Below are 20,525 nucleotides of genomic sequence, written 5' to 3'. Positions count from 1 at the left end.
GACCTGCCGCCCGCGAGTGGCCGGGCGTTGCGCCCGGCCGGGCGGTGGTCGGACCTCTGATCAGCGTCTGTGACGGCACCCCTCGGACCCGGTGAAACCACCCCCCAGGTCATCCGTTCGACAGGGGGCAACAGTCATGCCGGGCCCGGAGGCCAGCGGCCCTCTTGCAGGACCACGAAGAAGATAACGGGGCGCCTGCGCGGCCTGGGCACGGTGGGGAGTGCGGCGCGGACCCTCGGTGCGGGCCAGGTCGGTAGCGTTGGGGATCAGCAGGCTGAAAGCCACTCCCCCACATAGAAGAGCTCCAGTTGGCCGTAGAACTCGTCGATGTTCGACAGCTCGCGGGACATGTTGTGCAGGAGGGAGACCGCACGCACGAATCCGTGGACGTCGGCACGGAGGAACGCTGGAGCCGAGGAGAAGACCACGGCGATGGCCCAAGGGGTGCGCGCTCCGCGTTCCCTGAGCAGGTCGCGCAGCGCGTCCCGGTTGTCGGCGTACTCGTCGGGTCTGTCCAGGGCGTGTCCAAGCGCGGCCTGGAGATCGCTTTCCTGCCGTGCGTTGGCCAGGCCTATCTCGAGGACGGACAGTGCGGGCCCGGTCAAGGTCTCCAGCAGGGGCCCGTGTCGTTCCTCGGCGATGAAGTAGGGCTCGGCCGGCAGCCATGGCAGGGTGTCTTCCCCGTCTGCCCACGTGTCGAGGAACTCGTCGTGGGCGCTCACCGACCGGTTCTCCTGTCAGCGTTCCTGCCCGGGCCGCCGGGGCCGCGAGCGCTGGCTGCTGCGCCGGGAGCGCAGCGCGGAAGCCGGAACCGTGTCATCGGCGCCCAGGGCGGCGGGTGAGGAGAAGCCGCCCGCGACGACCGGCCGCGCGGCGGCAGGAGCGGGCGCCTGCGTGGTGGGCCGGCCGGCAGTGCGACGGGGCCGTTCGGCCCGGGCCAGGACGGTGGCGTTGGGGATCAGCGGGGCGCAGGTCTCGCAGACCTCTTCGACGCTCCAGACGCGGCGCATGACCGGGTCGTGGCGCAGGATGAGCAGGACGGCGCCGGCGCAGTGGGCCTTGGTGTCGGGGTGGGCGCCGCAGTGCTGGGCGCCGCAGTGGCAGAAGGCGTGGGGGCGGACGGTGGCCGCCTTGGCGTGGGCGGCGGCGTGCCGGGCGGCGAACGCCCGCAGCCCGGCGAGGTCCTCGGAGCGGGCCGGCATCCGGCACGCTTCGGTGCTGCAGGTGACCGAGGCGGCAGTTCGGCCGTGGCCGACGATGCGGACGGTCCAGACCCGCCCGGGGACGCGCCCGGTGGAAGGTTCGGTGTGCACGGTCGTCACGGCCGCATGCTCCAGGGTTGATCGGTGATGTGTGGCTCCACTATGTGCTACCCGCTGTGGCGTTGCGCAGCAGATTTCGGCGCAGGGCTTCGTGGATTCCAGGTGGTGCATCGGTGTCCTGCTGCGGTGTCCCGGCAGACGGCCGGTGTCGCAGGCCGGGCTCTGTGCTGTCCACAAACTCGCGGAGGCTTCGGTGAGTGATGTCCGTGGTGTGTGGTGGGATGGCGGACCTTGCCATGGATCTGCTGGGAGGCCAACGTGACGTCTTACCCGTCCCTGACTCGTGCCTTGGGCGAGGCTCTGGTGGATGTCCTGTGGTTCATCGAGGGCAGCGAGGACGAGCAGACGGACCCGGACGACGCGGTCGGGGTGCTGGAGGGCGTCGCTCACCGGGTCACCTCGCTGTCCGATGCTCAGCGGCAGGAGCTGGTGGAGCTGGTCGGGGAGATGGCCGCCGCCGAGACCGACCCGGCGGCGGCCGGCAAGGCGGGCAAGAGGACGCGGGCGGGGCGTTCCCGCAGCGTGCGGCGGGCACGGGAACGGCCCCGGCCGCCGCGAGGGTGGGCCGGGGCCAGGGTGGGGCGGGGTGCCGGTCCCGCTACTTCGTGGACTTGTCGTCCTCGTGTGCCCGGTCCCGGCGGTCCAGGACCTGGGAAGCCCCACGTGATCACGAGCAGGGCGGTGAGGGCGGCGAGCAGCGTTCCGTAGCTGGCGTGGCCGCTCATCAGGTAGGCGACGGCGGCGAGCAGCGTCACAGCGGTCAGGACGCCGCACGCCGTCTGCCGGAACCGCTCCGAGACGCCGGGCTTGAAGAGCGGGAAGAGGGCCGTCACGGCCGCGTGCGTACTCGTCGCGGGGCAGCGGTGGCCGTGTGTTCAGACACCGAGGTGCCCCCCGTCGCTGCCGTTGCCGAGGAAGGGGGTCGCGAGCTCGCGTTCGACGGCCGTGGGCAGGCCCCACCACAGCTCGGTACGCCGCCTTCGGTCCTCCAGTGCCTGGCCCTGGGCGCGGCGGATCCCGGACACGGACAGGGCCAGGGCGGCCAGGGACACGGCGAGCCCGGTCCCAAGGAGTGCACCGGCGAGTACGGCACCGTCCGCCACGGCGAACGGAAGCGCGAACCCGAGGCAGAGCGTGCCGAGGCCGCCGAGGACGGAAACCATCCACCACAGCGGCGTGAGCGGGTGCTCGTCGCGCAGGTGGTCGACCAGCTGTCGGTCGGTGGGACGCCGCCGCGGGTGTTCTCCGGCGGCTTTGAACAACTCGGCCCGCCCGCGCAGCGCCCACACAGCGCGCACTCCCACCCATGCGACGGGCAGTACGAACAGCGTCACCAGCACGAAACCCGCCTGAATCGTCCGCGGCACCGACACCCAGCCGGAGGCGCTGGCGACCACGGATACCACGGCGGCTCCCGCGAGTACGGCACACGCCACGCTCGTGGCCATGAGCCATCGCCGGGCCCGACGCACCCGGGCGCTGAGAGGGAACTCAACCGCGTCCAACGTCTTCTCCAATCGATGACCGCAGGTACTCTACGCAGCCCTCCGACGAGGATGTGCCCCGATCCGGGCGCCGGTCGAGCACGGCTTCGCGCATCTGAAGAACTGGCGCATCCTCGGCAAGGTACGCACCGGCCCGAAGTGGGCGACTGAGCTGGTGAGGGCCCTGTTGGCCCTGACGAACCGCGAAGACGCCTGCTGACGGACGCTCTTGACCGGAGTCATCCGCCCGCGACCAGCCCGAGAACCCCGAAGCCCACGCATACCAGACCCGCCACCAGCAACTTCACGATGCACACCGCTCAGTTGCCGGCCGCCTGGGCTGGCCATCGCGGTCCCTCTCGCCTCCGGCTGCAGTTTGGCGGGATCAGGTCAGGACGGTGTCGCCCGATCAGCCTGCCGCTCGCGACGCCTCGCACGGGTGCCATTGCCCGGCTTGGCCTCAGTCTCCCAGTCGGGCTCTGGGCCGGGATCCTTCATCTCCACCTTGGTCACCTTCAACCCCGCAGCCCGCCCGCGGGTGTGCTGCCCGGTGTCGCACGTCAGCAGCCGCACTTCGCGTGCCGCGAGGGACTGGATGGCCACCGCCCGGTCGATGATCTCGTCGTCAGCGATCGGCAGACGGACATGGCCGGGCTGGTCCAAAACAATCTCCACGTTGACCTCGCCACGCCACAGGGCCGGCTCACCGCTCCTGTCCGACTGACGCAGGACGCCGAAGATGGAGCCGTTGAGGACCTCGTCCAGGCGGCCCAGCGTGTGGGAGGCGCGCCAGCGCGACCGGTGCTTACCTGACTCCTTCAATCCGTCCAGTTCGTCGACCACGACGATCGGGAACAGCAGCCGGATGTCGTCACCCGGCGGCAGACCAAGGATCTTGTGCAGGTCGGCCTCGGAGAGCTTGTCCGTGTTCTGGATGTAGAAGCTGGAGTCGGCGACGACGAACCACTCACGTCCGGTCCAGCGCTCTATCCGGTCGTTGAGGATGCCCAGGGCCTCTTCGAGTGCTTGGATGCGCTCGGTCACTTCAAGGTTGACCAGTGCATTGACGAGGCGCTCCTGGTCGCTGCCGGCGAGCGTGCCGCAGCTGCTGATGAGTGACTGGTAACGCTGGGTCAACAGCAGGCGTTCGATGTCGTCGTCGCTGATCTGGTGGCGGAGGGTCCCCGCGGTCTCGGTAGCCCAGTTCAGGTAGCGCATGAGCCGGGAGTGGGCCGTCTCCGGTCCGGTCGCTCCCTGGAGGTTGCTGGCCGCGGTGTGGGCGTTGCGGAGCGCTTCACGGATGTTGCGGCGGTCGGCGCCGGGTCGGGGCGTGATGAGCATGCGCTGATCCTGCCAGTCAGGGCGGGAGATTTTAGGAAAACCGGGTCAGCATCTCGTCGGCCCGCTGGAACGATCACGTCGGACTGCTTCTGGCGGGTGGGCGGGACGCCTGGCGAGCGAGCCCGGGACCCTTGGGGGGTCCGTGGCTCGCCCTGGTGACGCGCCGCGGTTCCCGCCGGGCATCGCTTGCACAAGGGAAAACAGCCATGGCCGCTCCCGCTGCTCTGCACGGGGCGTACGGTGGCAACACGACTGTCAGGAGGTGTGGATGAGCGCGCAATCCGAGAAAGTTCCCGCCCCGCCGACTCCGGCCGCCGCCCAGCTGCATGCCCAGCTGCGCGACTCTCGTCGTGCCGATACCTGGGTGCCGGCCTTTGAGCGGGACGGGGCCAAGGCTTTGGAGGACTCCCGTCACACCTTCAGCCTTACGCCGCTGCACGACGTCGTCCGCACCTGGCAGCTGCGTCTTGCCGCGGCCCCGGCTGTCGACGCCTACATGGACTCCGGCCGTGACGAGAACGGCTTCGTGGACCTGGACGACGTCCTGGGTGCTCGCCGGTGACCGACCAGTCCTGGACCGTGCGCTTGTCGCCGCAGGCTGCGAAGACGCTCACCGCGCTTCCCGAACACACGAAGGAGACCGTCCGCGATGTCCTCGACATCGCGGTGCGCTCGCCATGGGACTGGCCCCAGTAGAACACGGGCGACGCAGAGGGGGAGGATGTCCGCGCCGCTTCCGTCGGTCATCTGTCCGTCGTCTATGTGATCAACCGGCTCACCCGGCACCTGTCCGTTCTGGACGTCGTCCTGATCGGGTCGACTCCCTCGGCGAGGGCACAGCGGTTTCCACCGGGCACGGTTCTGTTCCGGCAGCGGCATCACCTCGCCGGAGGGCCCGGCGCGGTCGAGGCGGTGCGCGCCGGTGAGCAGCATCAGCGCGAGGAGGCCTCTACGGTCTCGGTGACGTCGGGCACCCAGCAGTGCAGCATCCGGGTGAGCCGGATGCTTCGGCGGACAGTCCCGGCGCGGCCAGGTCGCGCCGGTGGTGTATCCCTCATTGAAGACCCGTGGAGCACGTGCCGTACCCCAGCCCGCCGCTCAGTGAGATCGGCCCCCTCGGGCACGGGCAGGGAGATGCCGGTCGCCTTGACTGTCTGTTTGGCCCGGCTGGCTCACTGAGTCATGAGGATGACGACCTGGCGGGGACTGAGGCCGGCGGCCGAACGCAACGCGCGGAGCTGTTCCCCGAACCCGGTCTTGGTCGGCCTGCCGGTGCCCACCATGACTGCTCCCCCAGGTCAGCGGGGCCTCTCCGAAATCGCCCGCAGAAGTACGTAAGACGGTACTTCTGCGGGCGGAACTGCATGGTCCCGCTCCTTTCGACAGTGTTGGCTGGGGATGCCGGGGGCGGGCCGGGTCGAGATTGCTCCGCGATCCCGGCCACCGAACCGTCCTTCCGGTCCATGCCGCAGCCTCCTGTGCCGAGGACCGCCTCACCTCCTGGAATCGACATGCGTACAAGAGGCGCTTGCGCCGTGGCGTCCGTCCCTTGCGGCGCGGTGCCCCGCCCGGGGCCCTTCCGCCACCGCCGCGCACTGCGGGGACTGCTCCTGCCGGTGCTCTCGGTGCTGTTCCTGGCCGGGATGCTGGTCGCCCCGGCGCCCGCCCAGGCGGCGGCGAGCAAGTACGGGGACGCCCGCCTGGACCAGTGGTCGTGGCTGACCACACACAACTCCTACGCCTACGATGACTCGCTGCCCCTTCCACCGCGCAACCAGTCGCGCAGCGTCTCCGAGCAGCTCGACGACGGGGTGCGCGGGCTGATGTTCGACACCTATGACAAGGCCATGGGGCCGCCGAGCAACGGAAGCGCTGTGAGGCTCTGTCACTCCGTTGTGTGCTACAGCGATTTCGGAGCCGAGTTCGCACGGGTCGTGGACTTCCTGAAGGCGAATCGGCAGGAGGTCGTGACGATCTTCCTGGAGAACTACGCGAGCCAGGGGACGCTGACCCGGGCCATGGGGGAAATACTGGAGGCCAAGGGTGCGGACGACCTGCTGTTCCAGCCCTCACACATCGGCTACGACATCGACAAGCACAACTGGCCGCTCCTGCGCAGCATGGTCGCCGACAACCGGCGCCTGGTCGTCTTCCAGGACAGCTGGCAGGACGACATCCCCGTCACGTCGCCGTCGAACCCCGCACTCGAGTACGGCCGCCTCATGCACACCTGGTCCCGCACGGTGGAGACGATCTACGACTACGACGGTCGGCCGTCGGGCTGCGACTCCCGCAACCAGTACCCGGTGAGTCAGAACCCCATGCCGAACACGGCGCTGACCCCGCTGTTCACCATGAACCAGTTCGACTCCAGCTCCCTCGATCCGGAGAAGAAGTCCCGCGGGGACAACGGCCAGAGCCTCAAAACCCGTATCGAGAAGGACTGTCGGCCGAAGGCCGGACGGAACCCGAACTATGTCGCCGTGAACTTCTACCAGCACAGCGACACCGCCGGTGTCACGCCGCTGTCGGTGGTCAACGAGCTCAACCGCAACACCCACGTGTTCGAGCCGCACCCGGCGCTGTGGACCGTCAACTCCAACAAGCAGTACGTCGGGCAGATCAGCGGCAAGTACACCGCCTCCAACCGGTGCATGGTGCGCGGGGAGGAGTTCGAGGACGGCGAGGGCGGCCTGGTGACCCAGCGCAACTGCGCCAACCCGGCGCCCAGCAGCCACCAGTGGACCGCCACCCTGCCGACGGCGTACGACGGGAAGGGCTTCTACTGGATCAAGGCAGGAAATGGCTCCTGCCTCACCGTGCCCTACAACAACGGCACTCCACCCGGCAACGGCACACAGATGTTCTGGTGGCCGTGCGAGACCCGATGGTTCTCCGGAAGTCAGCTTTGGAACGTCATCCCGGTCAACCAGTACGGCGGAGCACGCGCCTACTACTTCGTCAACCAGTGGACCGGCAAGTGCCTGACGCTGGACCCCGCGACGACCGGCGTCAAGGCCGGCAAGGTCACGCAGGCGGCCTGTCCGACCGGGTGACGACCGAGGGGGTGCTTACCCGGTGAGCACCCCCGTTGTACGAAAGACGTGACACAAGCTCGGGCGGCTGAGTGGCAGATGCCACGCAAAGCGCTCGACCTGCACGACCAGCCGATGCGCACCGCCCGCAGGACCAAGCTCACCAACGACCGTCGGCAGACGGTACGGGGACGGGACCGGTCCTGAGGCAGCGACAGCAACGCTTCTGCGGGCCGGGCAGGGATACAGCGAGCGCTCAGGCAGATACGCCTCTATCGCAATCATGCACCGGCCTGTAAGGCTGACGGAGCAGCCGAGGTGACACCCGGAACTGCTCGGGACAGGATGAGTCAGCGTTCTCTGACAGGCGGAACGCCCCCTGAAGCGCCCTTATGATCCGGGTTCCGAGGGGAGTCGCTGGTCAACGCCCCCGGGGTATCCGCTGGGGGCGTCCTGCGCGGGAAATAGAGGTGCTCCACGAAACCCGGTCGAAAGCGCGCCGGCGTCCAGCCGCCGAAGCCGGACCTGAGCCGGGCCGCCGTCCGCACCCTGCACGCCGCACGCCGCAGCCTCGTCCTGCAGGTGATCGGCGTCCCCCTACGCCCGTACGCGCTCCTCCCCCGTCGGTGACGCTGTTACCGTCGCGGCCATGATGGAGCTGTTCACCGACGCCGACCTGGACCACGTCGCCGCGGCCGCCGAACGCGACGGCCAGGAGTCGGCCGAATGGCTGCGCCAGGTCGTACAGGACCGGCTGGACGCCGAGGACCTCGAGTACGCACTCGTCGGCACGCGCTTCACCGTCGCCACCCGTGCGGCCGCAGGTATGTGACGGTCCGGATGCCAACGGGGGATGTGGCATCCGGACCTGATCGCCAGCAGCGTGTCCTCGTGCCCGCGGCCGGGATCGTCCTCGTCGAACAGTCCGATCGTGAGGAACCCCAGCTTCTTCAGCGCCCTGCCACTCATCTCCACCCGGCTCCCACCGACCGGCGCCCGCACGGGCCCGCCACCTCCCGACAGACGGATCATGCCCCCTCGAACCCTCGGGGCAGGCATTACGGAGCGTCTTTCGCCCGGGAGTTCACGAGAACGACACACTCGCGGTGGGGACAGCGACGAGCACGCGCCGACGGCGGTCCGTCCGGGCCCTCGCGGATGGCCGGTTCCCGCGTTGCCCGGCGAGTCGCCGGTCCGGTTGGCTTGCCCCGGCTCCGCTCGGTGGCCGAGGGTTTAGGGGGAGTAACCATGCGTCGATGGACGGCAGTTGCGGCTGTGCTGGCGGGGGTCTGCGCCACAGCACTGCCCGCGGCCACGGCCCGGGGCGACGCGCACCCGGCGACCACCGGGTCGCACGGGGACCTGCGACGCGTCAGCGTCGACGCCACCGGGCAGCAGGCGGACGGCGCCTCGTTCAGCCCGGTGCTCAGCGCGAACGCACGTGTCGTCGTCTTCTTCAGCGAGGCCCGCAACCTCGTGCCGGGGCTCCCCGAGGGCGCCGGCATCCAGGCGTACGCGAAGGATCTGCGCACCGGCCGGGTCGACCTCGTCAGCGCGAATCCCGACGGCTCACCGGGATACGAGGCCGGCTACGTGCAGTCCGTCAGTGCCGACGGGCGTTTCGTCGCCTTCGATTCGCCGTCCAGGACACTGGATCCGCGCGACGCCGGCGACGGCATGGACGTCTTCGTCCGCGACCGCGTCAAAGGCACCACCGAGTTGATCACCCGCCACGACGGCGAACCGGACGCCGAGCGCAGCTTCCTGCCCTCGATCAGCGCCGACGGCCGCTACCTCGCCTTCGTGTCGCTGCGCGACGACCTGGTGGCGGGGGACACCAACGGGCTGGCCGACGTCTTCGTCCGGGACCGGGTCAAGGGCACGACCAGGCTCGTCAGTGTGGCCGGTGACGGTACGCAGGGCACCGGGAGTTCCTCCAACCCGGTCATCAGCGCCGACGGCCGGCAGGTCGCCTTCACCACCGAGGCGAGGAACCTCTTCCCCTGGCCGCAGAGCGCGACGGGCATCGCGAGGCCGCCCCAGCCCTACGTGTCGTTCGCCGTCCACGACCTGCGCACCGGTGGCACCAGGGCGGGCGCGTACAACGTGAACGGCATGCCGGTGCGAGTCCAGTACGGCCTGCTGTTCTCCCCGGACGGCCGCTACGTCCAGTTCGACACCAGCGACGGGGTGCTGCCGGGCGAGGAGCCGGGCACCTGGGGCTCGTACTCCCGCGATCTGCGCACCGGCGCGTACGCGCGGCTGGCGGCCGGGCCGGACGGGGGCCGCCCGGCGGGCAGCGTGACCGGGGCCGGGCTCAGTGCGGACAACCGCACCGCCTTCTTCACCACCAACGCCCCCGACCTGGTGCCCGGCGACACCAACAACACCTGGGACGTCTTCGCCCGCGACCTGAAGACCGGGCGGGTGACCCGGCTCAGCACCACTCCCGACGGCGGATCACCGCAGGAGTCCTCGTACGACGCGTCCCCCGACCGCAGCGGCCGAGCCGTCGCCTTCACCAGCGACGGTGCGGACCTGGTGCCCGGCGACACCAACGACGTGTCGGACATCTTCGTGCGCCGCCTGCGCTGACGGGCGGGCGGGGCGGGCCGGTCACCGCCGCCGCTGCCGGCGGTCGCGGACGGCGGTGACGCGGACGGTCAGCCCTCGTACAGCCCCACGCCTTCACCGGCCGCCGCGCGCACCAGGACGTCGGCCAGCTCCACCGGGGTGGAAAACATCGCAAGAATGAGCGACGAGCCCCGGCTGTCCGAACTGCTCAGTGCGACCAGCAAGCAGCAGGACCCGGCAGGCGGAATCGACCGCCTCCTTCAGCTCGGGCACCTCGTCCAGGAGGTCGTCGGGCTTCTTCTTCGCAGATCGCACGGTAGCCAGGTCCGGACAACCGCATGGACCGGACGGGAGATCGGACCTATTAGGGCCTGTTGCGAAGTAGGCGTCGAGCAGCTCGTCGGAGCCGGTTTCGGTGCGACGGGCCAGGGCCCGCGCGAAGGTGACCACGTCGCCGACGGCGAGGTTGAGGCCCTTGGCGCCGGTGGGTGGCACGATGTGCGCGGCGTCACCGGCGAGGAAGAGGCGGCCGTGCCGCATGGGCTCGGGGACGTAGGAACGGCGTCCCGTGATGACGACAGGAGTGTCATGACACCGTAACCGCGCTTCCCAGGGGGTCGCCGCACCGTTCAGGATGGTGATCAACAAGGCAGAGACCAGCCGGAATGACCAGTCCGGCCCGGTCACATCACCATCAGCAGGGGGAGTCCCGCCATGCTTCGCACGCACCGCCGCAAGTCCGTCCTCGCCGCCGCGGCCCTGGTGGCCACGACGATGCTGCTGACCGCCTGTCAGGGAGAGGACACGGAGGACGCCGGCAAGTCGACCGGGGCCACGGCCTCGGACTCGGCCGCCAAGGGGAAGTCCGACGACGGCGGGAGTGGCGCCGGCACCGGCACCGAGTCCCCGTCGGGCGAGAAGGGCTCGAAGAGCGGCATGGTGTCGGGCAAGTGGGTCGGTACGGTCTCCTACCTCGCCCCTGGCAAGTACACCGTCACGGACGCGAACGACGCGGAGCAGGCGTTCTTCACCTCTGAGGACACCGACATCGAGGGCGCGGGCAAGATCTGCGGTGACGCGGACGGCCAGGCCGCCACGCCGTGCACCGAGGAGGAGCTCGAAGCCGCGGCCAAGAAGGGGTTCGGAGCGACGGTCGACGTCAAGGACGGAGTGGCTGTCAGCATCATCGAGGACCACACCGACAGCGGCACCGGTACCGGTGGCGGCAACGGTACGGGTGAGGGCGAGAGGTCGGGGCTCTTCTCCGGCACGCTCGGGTACATGGCCCCGGGCAAGTACTCCCTCAGCCGCGACGGTGACGAGCGTGCGTTCTTCACCGCCACCGACACCGTCATCAACGGCGCCGGCTGGATCTGCGGTGACGCGGAGACCGTCACGCCCTGCACCGAGGAAGACCTCGAAGCCGCGGCCAAGAAGGGCGGCGTCGCCGTCGCCGTCCAGGTCGAGGACGGGGTCGCCGTCACCATCGACGAGGAGCACAACTGATCGCGGACCCGAGCGGGGCAACGGGTCGACGTGCTCTTCACGACGCTCCGCGACGGCACCTTCCACGAACCCCGAATTCCACGTCCCGCCCGACGGGGACGCGGCCCCTCCTTCCCGTTCACAGATCCGATGCCGTCCCTGTTCCCTTCGCCCCTTCTTCACTGATGCCTTTTCAGGATGCCCACCGATGGGGTGACGCCGGGGTGGGCGCAACGCACGAGGCACCTGTGCCGTTGAGGGAGGTGTTCGAAGTCTCGACTCATCAGCGCAAGTGCCTCGTCGGTCTACTATCCTGCCGCACTCGACCTGCCTCATGCGCTGGTCGAGTGGGTCACCATGCTCATCGCCACCCGCGAGGGTGACCGCCGCTGCAAGCTCCCGCCGCACCAACGCGCGCTTGTCGGTCTGGTGTACCTGCGCAAGCACGACACCCTGGCCCGGACAACGGCCGGCTTCGGCATCTCGGTCGGCACCACCCACGCCTGTACCACCGCGGTGATCGATCTCCTGGCCGCCCGGGTGCCCGGCCTGCTGAAGGTCCTGCGCGAGCACGAACCGGAGTAGGGGCTGCTCCACGGGGCGCTCGCCGGGTGCGACCGTGTGGGCGACGGACGGGCCGACTACTCGTACAAGCACCGTCGCCACGGCGTGAACGTGCAGCTCGTGACCGACCCGAACGGGCAGGTGCTGTGGATCTCTCCGGCCGCCGCCCATCTCGACGCGCACTCATCTGACGAAGTGGGGGGCGGTGCGCCTACCGAAAAGCCCGTCCGCCCAGTTCAGGCGGCATGTCGGTATTCGTGGAGGATGCCGCCGAGTCGTCGGCGTCGCAGTATGCCGAGGTGGGTGATCTGCTCGGATCGCTGATCGGCATCGGCATCGGACTGTCTGCCGACGTCGCCGGCCTCTCGTGATTGACCTGATGAGGAGTCGGCTAAGAACTGCGGTGCAGCCGCGTCGATGCCGTCGGCCTCGGGGTCCGACGAAGCAGGCGTCGAGTCGCCTGATGTGCCGGCATCAGCGGCTCGGGCCCCCTCAGGTGCCGAGGTCCTCGATGATCTCTCTCACCTGGCGGTTCAGCGAAACGGCCCACCACGTGGACAGAGGTGCCAGTCGAGCGACAGCGGCTCCCAGCCACTCCGGGTCACCCAGGCGGTGCAGCGCCCTCGCTTCGGACATCCGCTGGAACAGGGCTTTCACCACGTAGACGTGATTACCCGTGTAAGGGCGCTCGTGATGGGTGTAGTTCACCGACCAGGGCTCGTACGGATGGCGAAGGAGCCCGTTCACGGAACAACCGCTGCGGCCGGCGTCCAAGTGGCCGCCGCCGGGGAAGCTGAGCACGCCCGCGGTACGAGTGGTGTGCCAGGCCTTGTAGGTGGCCCGGATACTCAGATCCACGAATGCGGTCCACGGGACGACGGCGGGGAGGCCCGGTGCTTCAGGCTCGTGGTGCTCCAGGCCCTCGAGAGTGAGGACCAGGTATGAGCCGCCCTCATGCTTCGGATTCCCGATGATCCAGCGGTCCCCGACCAGTTCCAGTGGCCCCAGATAGTCCGCCGTACTCCCCCGTCGACCATGCGTTCACGTGTCCGGAAACCTACCTTTCGATCTCCCGTCAACTAAAGGCCCTGACACCCCGCCCTCACGAACCGGTGCGTGATTGTGTTGGAGGCGCGGAGTTCTGAGCTGGGAGTGATGTCAGTCGGTGGTGCTGCGGCCGGAGACGAGGCCGGCGACAGCTCGGTAGGTGACGGGCAGGGTCTCGCGCCGGTGGGTGAAGCGGGCCAGTTGTTTCCAGCGCTTGTGGTCGGCGGGGGCGTGTTCCACGGTGATGCGTTTGGAGGAATGCCGGTGGCGGGTCCTGAGGCCGAGGACCGACGGTGTGCCGGACGTCGCGAGGTGAAGTGGCTGCACCATCCGGTGCGCGACACCGAGGGCGTGCTGATCATGGAAGCCGTGCTGGAGACCTACGAAGCCGCCGACTTCGCCCTGTGGCCCGTTGCGGTCCCGTCCGTGGACCACCTCTTGGCTCTGTCCGGCCAGATGTCTGCGGAGGAGTTGGGCACCGCCATGGCAGTGCTGACCAGCTACAACGACAATGATCACGAAGGCTGGGAAGACGCCACAGGCAAAATCGGTCATTTGATGACGGCGGATCGGGTCATCGCTCCAGGCGGGCTGCGTGTCCGCGACACAGCGACCGAAGTCACGGTGTCTCCCGGATGCTGTTTCGGGCTGGAGAACTGGCGGGACTGGCTGGACCTGGTGAACGGGGAGGAGCCGTGGCTCGGTCACGATCCGGCCCCGTACCTCGAGCACCGCGGCGCGAGTGTCCGGCTGCGGCCCGACGGGGACCATCCGCGAGGGAGATTCATCGATCTGCCTCTGGCCCAGCTGCCGGAGCTGCTGGGCTCGGTGCGGGACCGGCTCGTCGGTTTTCTGGCTGCGGTCGAAGGGCGGGCGGTACAGCACGCCCCGGCTCTCGCTGCCCGCATGGTGGCGAAGCTCGACGAGGATCTGGCGATCGGCGCCCCGCTCCAGCAAGATCAGAGCTGACAGACCAGCCCCGAAGGGACCCCGCGTACCGCGCCCCGCCCTTGCCCGCCTGCGTGAGCTGCTCCCTGCGCCTGTCTCGGGCGGCGATCCGGTGGACCGACCGGACGGCACGCCGCGGGCGTCGGCGGTGGCGTACGGCAAGATGTCCACGGCCCGGCGCGAGGCGGAACTCGAGAAGACCGGCACGATCGGGATCGAACGGGTACCGGTGAAGCCCGGCCGACTGCCGCAGCCGAAGGCGTGACAGACGACGTGAGGTCGATGTGCACCGGTTCTGAGACCGGTGCACATCGACCTCACGTACATGCAGGAGCGCTGTGGGGTCGCGGTCGGGGTCACGGTGCCACTGGATGAAGGCGCGGGCGGCGGGGCGGCGGGCGGCGCAGGAGGGGCACAGCTCCCTCCAGACGTCGCTCTGCAGCGGGCCGTGCCGGTGCAGCACGAGAACGGTGTCACAGCGGGAGCAGGACCGGGCCGGCTGTTCGTCGTCGTGGCGTGCGGGATTCAGCCGGGCGAGGTCTTCGTCGCTGACGTGATCGAGGCCGCCGTCGACGTTGCCGGCACGGTGGAAGCAGCCGCGGGGCGACCGGTACAGCGCCAGGTGAACGACATGCCAAAGGTCCTCTTCCGGGGTGAGGTGTGGCGCAAGCCGTCACGATCCGCCGTTGTGCTGATCAGCGTCAAGGGGTCTGCGGCGGCGGCCCGTCCGGGTGAGCGAGTGCCACGACCGCGGAGCCGGTCTCTGGCCTGCGGCTACGTGATCGATCAACGCTGCGGGCTGCGGCTTAGCTGTCGGTGGTGGTCAGCGTTGGTCGTCGTTGAGCACCCTCGACGGCCCCGAGACAGCCCGGATGCGTCATGGGTGGTCCATCACGGTAACTCCGGCGGCGAGCATCCGCGCGATCACCAGGTCTGCCAGCTCGTCATCACAGATCACCTGTGCCGTCGGCGGATCGCCTTTCATGACCGGCAGGTACCCGTCGCCGATCCGGTGCAGCTCCCACCGATCCCGTTCCGTGGTCCACATCGGTGCGTAGGCCGACAGTTCTTCTGCGCTCATGGCCACCCCCTGAGCAGCACCGTACCGCGCTGCCGGCACAGCGACTTCGGCCGACGGCTGCTTCGGCGCGAGTGGTCATGGCCCCTTACGCCGACCTGCGGACCGGGCAGGCTTGTGGAGCTTCCCGTTGGTGCCCGGTGCGGGGTCAGGTTCTGCGAGGCTCGCGCCGAAGTGACTGGCTGGAGTCGCGGAGCCGACCACCCCAGCCGCGACGTGTCCTGGTCGCGGCGGCGAACACCCCCGGTGGCCGCTACGCTGTGCCCGATGGGCCCTCGCGGCCCGGCAAGGCCCGCAATCACCCCCCGTTGCGCGGGCCGTTGCCTTCCTCTGGGGCCGGACAGGCGCAGTCCCCCGTCGCCTGCCCGGCCCCAGCCCCCTCACCAGGCAACCAAGGCAATCGACCTGCAGCAATCAAGCCACGAAGAACGATCCGGGGCTCGCACCCCGGTGTTGTTCTCGCCGGTGACGGCGTCCGGGACGGCATCACCGGCGGCGGCACGGACGGGCCGGTGCCGGACGTGCTCCCCGCCCCCCTCCGCCCGGCCCTCTGCACATATGGTGCCGGTGCGCTCGAGGATCCCTCGTGTCAGAAAAGAGTGTTGTGGCCCGTGAACCGGCCCCGGGTGAGACAGGCGGTGCACAGCTCCTCACCGACCAGGCAGCGCACGGCACGCGCCGGCCGCCGACCCGTACTTCGGCATCCCCTTGTGGCTGCAGACCGAGACCCGGTACGGGTGGGTCGGGGCGTACAACCTGGATCACCTGGACCTGATCAGGCGATTCGTACGGGCGTCACTGTGTGAGGGGGCTCCCTGGCACGATCACGGCCGGAAGATGACCGTGGTGGCCCGCCTGCACAGCTGAGCCCAGTGCTATGGCCGCGGTGCGGAACCTTTGCCGCTCCCCTGGCACTTGGCGCGCTTGACGCCACGGATCAGCGACGCGCTTCAGGGTGTAGAGGTCCCAGCTGTCGGGGTCACCGATGTAGACGAACAGCTTCGGGTGCTGCGAGGTTCCGAATATCTCCCAGGTGTCCCTGGGACAGTCGTCGACGGACACAGTTACCTCCTGGGACCACGGTCCGGCTCCCGCGGCGTACTCCCAGGTCCCGGTGCCGGTGCAGGTGGACACCCCGGTTCCGAAGGAGTCGTCGGACTCGAACCTCCGGACGCGGGTCGCCGTGGCCTTGCCGTCCGTGGTGAGGGTGAGTGTGCCGCCCTTTCCGTCGGACCAGGTCCCCGCCCCTCCTTGCGCGCCCAGCCGCGGAGGCTCGTATCCGCTTCCGGCGCACAGGCTGATCCCGGCGAGCGCGCCGGCGGTGATGACAGCGAGCGTCCCGTACAGCGCCACTCGCCAGAACATCGCGCCTCCGGACAGATGCGGGCGCCCCGTGAGCAGCAGTCTGCGGGCGACCAGCGCCGTGGCAGCGAGCGCGGCCGACGCTGCGAGCCATCCACCGAGGCCCGCCGGGACAGCGGTGTCCACGAGCAGCACCGCGGCCAGGACCATCGGCGAAGTGAAAAGGGCCGCCAGCACCGGAACCCACCACCACGCCTCACGCCCGGAGAGCCGGCGGCCGAACCATCCGGCCACGCACACCAGCGGCATCACCACGCCGATCGAGGGCAACGCGGCAAGAACAGCTCCAGCCGCCGCCGTGACCGGCGCCATGAGGATCAGGGGGATGGCCGCCAGCGCACTGTGGGGAAGGTTCGGGCTCCCCCTCGTCTGTCCCCACACGAAGAGCACGATGCCCCCGAGCACCGCCTCGACGGACAGCACCGACATCGAAGCCGTCAGCACCGCCCCGAACCGATCCGTCACGCGCGCCTGCGACTGCATCGGCTCCCACATTTTTGAACGCATTCATTCCCCCCTCCCCCCCGTCCCGCGTCCTCCCCCATGCCGTTCGAGCCCCGTGAAGCGGCCCCGGCGGGCGCATTTCCGACGCCGTTCAGGGACTCAGCGCTTCGGTGCCTACGCCGACAGCGGGTGAGCCGCTTCGCCGGGTACTGCGGAGCGACGTGTCGAGGGCAGCGAGGTGCTGTCACGTCGTTGGGTTTGCAGGTGCAGGCCAGTGTGTCGGGCAGGGTGAGCTCGCGGTCCGGGCCTGCGTTCGAGCCGTGACGGGTCGGCCGGCAGCGCTGGTGATCTGGTCCCAGATCGCGAAGCGGACGGCCATAGAGGTCGGGACGGTCGGACATACGACGGTGAGTCACCGTCGCGTCGACGGAGTTGCCGAAGAGAACCGTTTGTGGGGAGTGCTGGGTGTCTCCGCGCTGTCGCAGGCGGCGCCGTGGTGTACATGCCGGTGGCATCGCAGGCACGCCTCCGCCCGACCTCGCCCAGGAGAAGGGCATGAGTACCGCGAACCTGGCGGGATGGGCCCACACTCACAAGAACCCCTCTCCGACCCGGCGGCGGAGCCTCCCATGACGCCGCCCTCCGGGTGGCAGGCCGGGTCGGCTCATCAGGCCCCCTGATTGCCATTCCTAGGGGTCCTAGGTTAAAACTAGAGGCCCAAGGACCTGGGAGGGTGCATGGCGCGGATCGGGTTGACGGCGGAGCGGGTGACGATCGCGGGTGCCGAGTTGGCGGACGACGTCGGGCTCGACCAGGTGAGCATGTCGCAGGTCGCTCGGCGGCTGGGCGTGAAGGACGCGAGCCTTTATACGCACGTCCGCAACCTGGAGGACCTGCGGGGACGGATCGCGCTCTTGGCGGCGGACGAGAAGACCATCCTTATCGCGGAGGCGACCGCCGGCCGGTCGGGCAAAGACGCTCTGGTCGCCTTTGCGAATGCCTGGCGGGAGTACGCACACAGGCATCCGGGCCGCTACTCAGCGACGCAGACGCCGATCCGGATCGACCCCGAGCTGGCTGCGAGGGCGCCCGGACCGCGGCGCGCGGTGGAGCTGACCTACGGCATGCTGCGCGGCTACGGACTGGCCGAGCCCGACCTGACCGACGCGGTCCGGTTGCTGCGCAGCACGTTCCACGGGTTCGTCGCCCTGGAAGCGGCAGGCGGATTTGCGCACGAGCGTTCGCCGCAACAGTCCTGGATCCGATCTCTCGACGCCCTGCACGCCCTCCTGGAGCACTGGCCCCCGTCCCGAGAAGGAGATTCCTCATGACCACCCGGAACACCGGCAGCCTGCGCGTGAACGGCGCGACCCTGCACTACGAAGTGCGCGGCCAGGGCCCGCTGCTGCTGCTGATCCCCGGAGGGACGGGCGGCGCGGCCTCCTTCGACGGCATCGCCGACGACCTGGCCGCCGAATACACCGTCGCGACCTACGACCCGCGCGGCATGTCCCGGAGCAGGCTGGACGACCCCGAGGCCGAGCAGCGAGTGGCCGAGCACGCCGATGACGCGCTGCGGATGCTGGAACTGTTCTCGCCCGGCGAGCCCGCCCGAGTGTTCGGCGCCAGCTCGGGCGCGATCGTCGCAGTGCACCTGCTCACCGCCCATCCCGAACGCGTCGCGCGCGTCGTGGCGCACGAGCCGCCGTTGGTGGAGGTCCTTCCGGACGCCTCCGAACATCGCGCGCTCATCGCGCGGGTGAGGGAGACATTCCGAACGCAGGGTCTCATGCCGGCGATGGCGGTGTTCGCCGCAGGACTGAAGAAGGACGGCGACGCCGCCGAGCCAGAGGCCGAGATCAAACTTCCGCCTCAAGCAGCGGCACGGGCCGAGCAGACGATGGCGAACCTGCCGTACTTCGTCGGGCGCATCGTGCCCAGCTTCATGTCCTACGCGCCGGACATCCACCGACTGGAGGCGCTGTCGAGCCGGCTCGTCCTCGCATGCGGCGAGGACTCACGCGGCGAGCTGCCCTACCGTCCGGCCGCTTTCCTAGTCGAGCGTCTTGGGACGGAACTCCAGCACTTCCCCGGCGGGCACACCGGACTGACCACGCACCCCGCCGAATTCGGCGACCTCCTGCGGAAGGTCCTCCGTGCCTGAACCCCACTCACCCTGACCAACCGCCCCGAGCCGTCAAAGCAACTGACACGAGCCTGAGACAGAACCAATCCGTCACCGTCTGAGACAGACGGAAGAACAGCAGGTCACAGAGTCGCCGCATGGCCGCGAACCGGAGAACCTCCAGGCCCTCCGACGCCCTGGACACCGCTGCACGGCGAGATCACCGACTTCAGCTCGTCAGGGTGAATCCTGACGAAGCGCCGTAGGCGGCGGTGGCCGGCGCAAGAGGACCGCCCATCGCGCCTCCCACGCCGATGTCCTTGGCCTCGTCGGTGGTGCCAGTGGTGACCGCGACCAGCGTGACGACGGACTCGGGCAGGACGGTACCGAGGGCGGCCAGGATCGTACCGACGGCCATCTTGCTCACGTTGAGGCGCTCGCCGAGCCATTCCACGGCATTGACGAGCCACTCGCGGGAGAGGTAGACCACCACCGCGCAGACGATCAGCAGGACAAAATGAATCACAGGTTCGGTCCAAGCCTTCCCGCACCAGCGGGGCTTCGAGGACGACCGCGCGGAAGAAGGGGACAGCGGCAGCGTCGACCCTGCCGACACGACATACGTCGTCGCCGAAGGGCCGAAGGTCTCGCTCCCCCGCATCAGAAGGCGGGCCCGGCCACCGGGACCTCGACGCTGGGCTCCAGTATGTCGATGATCGGTATTGCAGGACTACTCCCCTCCCCGACCGTCGAGCGTGCACACCGTTCCCGGGAGCCCACCAACGTCCCTGTCGACGCTGCGGCAACCCGGACGCGGCTTCATGAGGCGCGGGTGGGCTCTGTGGCTCTACAGGCTGAGTGTGATCGCCGCGGCGATGCCGCCCAGGCCGAGGGCGAAGGCCGCTTCCTTCCAGCCTCCCTTGCCCCAGCGGAAGGGGCGATCGACGGCCAGCCGGCCCGGACCGATAGCAGCGACGGCCAGTGCGACGACAGCGATACAGACGCTGTATTCCACGCCGCCGTTCGTCTCCCACAGGCCGTGGGCGCCGGTGACCGTGGCCATCGCATTGATCATGACGCCGATCAGGGCGGCGGCCGCCAGTGGCGTCAGCAGCCCCAGGGCCAGACCGAGGCCGCCGAGCAACTCGGACATGCCTCCGACCGCGGCGAAAAGCTTTCCCGGGTGGTAGCCCAGAGCCGCGAATCCTTTGCCGGTCTCCGTCAGACCCGGCCCTCCGAAGAGCCCGAAGACTTTCTGAGCTCCGTGTCCGGCCATCAGCAGGCCGAAGGTCAGCCGGATGAGCAGCAGTCCGATATCGGCGGCGACCGTCGGCGGCGCAGTGGTGGGCGCGGGCCGCGCCGCCGGTGCCGACGGCGGCGCCGTGGATGGGGCAGGAGAGTTCAAGATGTGTTTGGTCAACATGGCGATGCTCCGGTTGGAACGCCAGCACGGAGGTCTTCCCCCAGCTCGATGGGACGTCGAGCACCGGTGATGTGTGTATTCGCAGGGGATCGCGGGCGATCGCGTTCTTTTTCGATCCTTCTGCCGCGGCCAGGGGCGTGCATCGCGCCGGTGGCCCGCGGGGGTGGGCGGTCGGCGCCGTGTCAGTGGTCCTGGGGTGTGTGGTCATCGCGATCGGTGTCGTTCGGGCGTAGCTGTACGCAGCATTCGCCGGGTTCGGGGGCCAGGACGGCCTGGATGCCGTTCACCTCCAG

21 protein-coding genes and 7 pseudogenes are annotated in these 20,525 nt (G+C 69.3%); 14 read left to right on the top strand and 14 right to left on the bottom strand.

The window, feature by feature from the left end:
* Positions 1 to 266: 266 nt before the first annotated feature.
* From ACZ4V6_RS35790 to ACZ4V6_RS35775, 4 genes are all read right to left on the bottom strand, one after another.
* Positions 267 to 722 carry a barstar family protein gene (locus tag ACZ4V6_RS35790; RefSeq protein WP_467835346.1) on the bottom strand — a complete coding sequence of 152 codons (456 nt, stop codon included), beginning with the start codon at positions 720 to 722 and terminating at the stop codon, positions 267 to 269.
* A 15-nt stretch (positions 723 to 737) separates the two neighbouring features.
* On the bottom strand, positions 738 to 1,322 hold the full coding sequence (locus tag ACZ4V6_RS35785; RefSeq protein WP_467835344.1) for a hypothetical protein: 585 nt from the start codon (positions 1,320 to 1,322) through the stop codon (positions 738 to 740).
* Between the two features lie 413 nt (positions 1,323 to 1,735).
* On the bottom strand, positions 1,736 to 2,155 hold the full coding sequence (locus ACZ4V6_RS35780; protein ID WP_467835342.1) for a hypothetical protein: 420 nt from the start codon (positions 2,153 to 2,155) through the stop codon (positions 1,736 to 1,738).
* 42 nt (positions 2,156 to 2,197) lie between these two features.
* Positions 2,198 to 2,728 carry a hypothetical protein gene (locus ACZ4V6_RS35775; protein ID WP_467835341.1) on the bottom strand — a complete coding sequence of 177 codons (531 nt, stop codon included), beginning with the start codon at positions 2,726 to 2,728 and terminating at the stop codon, positions 2,198 to 2,200.
* Positions 2,729 to 2,882: 154 nt separating this feature from the next.
* On the opposite strand from ACZ4V6_RS35775, the pseudogene ACZ4V6_RS35770 reads away from it, so the two are divergent.
* Positions 2,883 to 3,026: pseudogene (locus ACZ4V6_RS35770) on the top strand (IS5/IS1182 family transposase); the annotation flags it as partial.
* Between the two features lie 170 nt (positions 3,027 to 3,196).
* Here ACZ4V6_RS35770 and ACZ4V6_RS35765 read toward each other — a convergent pair.
* Positions 3,197 to 4,147 (bottom strand): PIN domain-containing protein, encoded by a 951-nt coding sequence (locus ACZ4V6_RS35765; RefSeq protein ID WP_467835339.1) that lies wholly within the window; start codon positions 4,145 to 4,147, stop codon positions 3,197 to 3,199.
* Positions 4,148 to 4,415: 268 nt separating this feature from the next.
* Here ACZ4V6_RS35765 and ACZ4V6_RS35760 point away from each other — a divergent pair, with 268 nt between their 5' ends.
* Positions 4,416 to 4,709 carry a DUF6247 family protein gene (locus ACZ4V6_RS35760; RefSeq protein WP_467835336.1) on the top strand — a complete coding sequence of 98 codons (294 nt, stop codon included), beginning with the start codon at positions 4,416 to 4,418 and terminating at the stop codon, positions 4,707 to 4,709.
* Complete coding sequence (locus ACZ4V6_RS35755; protein ID WP_467835334.1) at positions 4,706 to 4,843, top strand: type II toxin-antitoxin system RelE family toxin; 138 nt, start codon at positions 4,706 to 4,708, stop codon at positions 4,841 to 4,843. Before ACZ4V6_RS35760 ends, ACZ4V6_RS35755 begins: the two co-directional genes overlap by 4 nt.
* Positions 4,844 to 5,029: 186 nt before the next feature.
* Here the strand turns inward: ACZ4V6_RS35755 and ACZ4V6_RS35750 are convergent.
* Positions 5,030 to 5,149, bottom strand: a pseudogene (locus ACZ4V6_RS35750) (hypothetical protein); the annotation flags it as partial.
* Between the two features lie 533 nt (positions 5,150 to 5,682).
* On the opposite strand from ACZ4V6_RS35750, the gene ACZ4V6_RS35745 reads away from it, so the two are divergent.
* From ACZ4V6_RS35745 to ACZ4V6_RS35735, 3 genes are all read left to right on the top strand, one after another.
* Positions 5,683 to 7,203 (top strand): RICIN domain-containing protein, encoded by a 1,521-nt coding sequence (locus ACZ4V6_RS35745; protein WP_467835333.1) that lies wholly within the window; start codon positions 5,683 to 5,685, stop codon positions 7,201 to 7,203.
* A gap of 628 nt (positions 7,204 to 7,831) precedes the next feature.
* Positions 7,832 to 8,014: a hypothetical protein gene (locus ACZ4V6_RS35740; protein ID WP_467835331.1), complete on the top strand. Its 183-nt coding sequence runs from the start codon at positions 7,832 to 7,834 to the stop codon at positions 8,012 to 8,014.
* 416 nt (positions 8,015 to 8,430) lie between these two features.
* Entirely contained in the window at positions 8,431 to 9,777 is a 1,347-nt protein-coding gene (locus ACZ4V6_RS35735; protein WP_467835328.1) for a hypothetical protein, read from the top strand.
* A 351-nt stretch (positions 9,778 to 10,128) separates the two neighbouring features.
* Here ACZ4V6_RS35735 and ACZ4V6_RS35730 read toward each other — a convergent pair.
* Positions 10,129 to 10,329: pseudogene (locus ACZ4V6_RS35730) on the bottom strand (FAD-dependent monooxygenase); the annotation flags it as partial.
* A gap of 141 nt (positions 10,330 to 10,470) precedes the next feature.
* Between ACZ4V6_RS35730 and ACZ4V6_RS35725 the strand changes: the two are divergent.
* The 3 genes and pseudogenes from ACZ4V6_RS35725 to ACZ4V6_RS35715 all read left to right on the top strand — a co-directional run bounded on the left by ACZ4V6_RS35725 (position 10,471) and on the right by ACZ4V6_RS35715 (position 12,176).
* Positions 10,471 to 11,262: a hypothetical protein gene (locus ACZ4V6_RS35725; RefSeq protein WP_467835326.1), complete on the top strand. Its 792-nt coding sequence runs from the start codon at positions 10,471 to 10,473 to the stop codon at positions 11,260 to 11,262.
* A gap of 336 nt (positions 11,263 to 11,598) precedes the next feature.
* Positions 11,599 to 11,967 (top strand): annotated as a pseudogene (locus tag ACZ4V6_RS35720) (helix-turn-helix domain-containing protein); the annotation flags it as partial.
* Between the two features lie 83 nt (positions 11,968 to 12,050).
* The gene (locus ACZ4V6_RS35715) at positions 12,051 to 12,176 is read left to right on the top strand and encodes a hypothetical protein (RefSeq protein WP_467835348.1); all 126 of its coding nucleotides are present in this window, start codon (positions 12,051 to 12,053) and stop codon (positions 12,174 to 12,176) included.
* A 121-nt stretch (positions 12,177 to 12,297) separates the two neighbouring features.
* On the opposite strand, the gene ACZ4V6_RS35710 is transcribed toward ACZ4V6_RS35715, so the two are convergent.
* Both ACZ4V6_RS35710 and ACZ4V6_RS35705 read right to left on the bottom strand, forming a co-directional pair.
* Positions 12,298 to 12,663 (bottom strand): hypothetical protein, encoded by a 366-nt coding sequence (locus ACZ4V6_RS35710; RefSeq protein WP_467835324.1) that lies wholly within the window; start codon positions 12,661 to 12,663, stop codon positions 12,298 to 12,300.
* Positions 12,664 to 12,963: 300 nt separating this feature from the next.
* A pseudogene (locus tag ACZ4V6_RS35705) lies at positions 12,964 to 13,128 on the bottom strand (transposase family protein); the annotation flags it as partial.
* 36 nt (positions 13,129 to 13,164) lie between these two features.
* Here ACZ4V6_RS35705 and ACZ4V6_RS35700 point away from each other — a divergent pair.
* The gene (locus ACZ4V6_RS35700) at positions 13,165 to 13,821 is read left to right on the top strand and encodes a hypothetical protein (RefSeq protein ID WP_467835322.1); all 657 of its coding nucleotides are present in this window, start codon (positions 13,165 to 13,167) and stop codon (positions 13,819 to 13,821) included.
* 91 nt (positions 13,822 to 13,912) lie between these two features.
* A complete protein-coding gene (locus ACZ4V6_RS35695; RefSeq protein ID WP_467835320.1) occupies positions 13,913 to 14,065 on the top strand; it encodes a hypothetical protein in 153 nt (50 codons plus the stop codon).
* Between the two features lie 84 nt (positions 14,066 to 14,149).
* Here the strand turns inward: ACZ4V6_RS35695 and ACZ4V6_RS35690 are convergent.
* Positions 14,150 to 14,329: pseudogene (locus ACZ4V6_RS35690) on the bottom strand (DUF6300 family protein); the annotation flags it as partial.
* 348 nt (positions 14,330 to 14,677) lie between these two features.
* Positions 14,678 to 14,881 (bottom strand): hypothetical protein, encoded by a 204-nt coding sequence (locus ACZ4V6_RS35685; protein ID WP_467835319.1) that lies wholly within the window; start codon positions 14,879 to 14,881, stop codon positions 14,678 to 14,680.
* Positions 14,882 to 15,514: 633 nt separating this feature from the next.
* Here ACZ4V6_RS35685 and ACZ4V6_RS35680 point away from each other — a divergent pair.
* Positions 15,515 to 15,736 (top strand): annotated as a pseudogene (locus ACZ4V6_RS35680) (hypothetical protein); the annotation flags it as partial.
* Here ACZ4V6_RS35680 and ACZ4V6_RS35675 read toward each other — a convergent pair.
* The gene (locus tag ACZ4V6_RS35675; RefSeq protein WP_467835317.1) at positions 15,674 to 16,663 is read right to left on the bottom strand and encodes a hypothetical protein; all 990 of its coding nucleotides are present in this window, start codon (positions 16,661 to 16,663) and stop codon (positions 15,674 to 15,676) included. The pseudogene ACZ4V6_RS35680 and the gene ACZ4V6_RS35675 overlap by 63 nt on opposite strands.
* Before the next feature lie 758 nt (positions 16,664 to 17,421).
* Here ACZ4V6_RS35675 and ACZ4V6_RS35670 point away from each other — a divergent pair.
* Positions 17,422 to 18,015, top strand: a complete 594-nt coding sequence (locus ACZ4V6_RS35670; protein ID WP_467835315.1) for a TetR/AcrR family transcriptional regulator — start codon at positions 17,422 to 17,424, stop codon at positions 18,013 to 18,015.
* Positions 18,012 to 18,848 (top strand): alpha/beta fold hydrolase, encoded by an 837-nt coding sequence (locus ACZ4V6_RS35665; protein ID WP_467835313.1) that lies wholly within the window; start codon positions 18,012 to 18,014, stop codon positions 18,846 to 18,848. The genes ACZ4V6_RS35670 and ACZ4V6_RS35665 overlap by 4 nt, the downstream gene beginning before the upstream one ends.
* 190 nt (positions 18,849 to 19,038) lie before the next feature.
* Here the strand turns inward: ACZ4V6_RS35665 and ACZ4V6_RS35660 are convergent, their stop codons facing one another.
* Both ACZ4V6_RS35660 and ACZ4V6_RS35655 read right to left on the bottom strand, forming a co-directional pair.
* Complete coding sequence (locus ACZ4V6_RS35660) at positions 19,039 to 19,335, bottom strand: hypothetical protein (RefSeq protein ID WP_467835311.1); 297 nt, start codon at positions 19,333 to 19,335, stop codon at positions 19,039 to 19,041.
* A gap of 321 nt (positions 19,336 to 19,656) precedes the next feature.
* Positions 19,657 to 20,232, bottom strand: coding sequence for a DoxX family protein (locus ACZ4V6_RS35655; RefSeq protein WP_467835309.1), 576 nt, complete (start codon positions 20,230 to 20,232; stop codon positions 19,657 to 19,659).
* Between the last annotated feature and the right edge of the window lie 293 nt (positions 20,233 to 20,525).

The sequence above is a fragment of the Streptomyces sp. NPDC029152 genome (assembly GCF_055564355.1).
The sequence above is the reverse complement of the archived record's forward strand: the minus strand, read 5'-3'. Positions and strand labels throughout refer to the sequence as shown.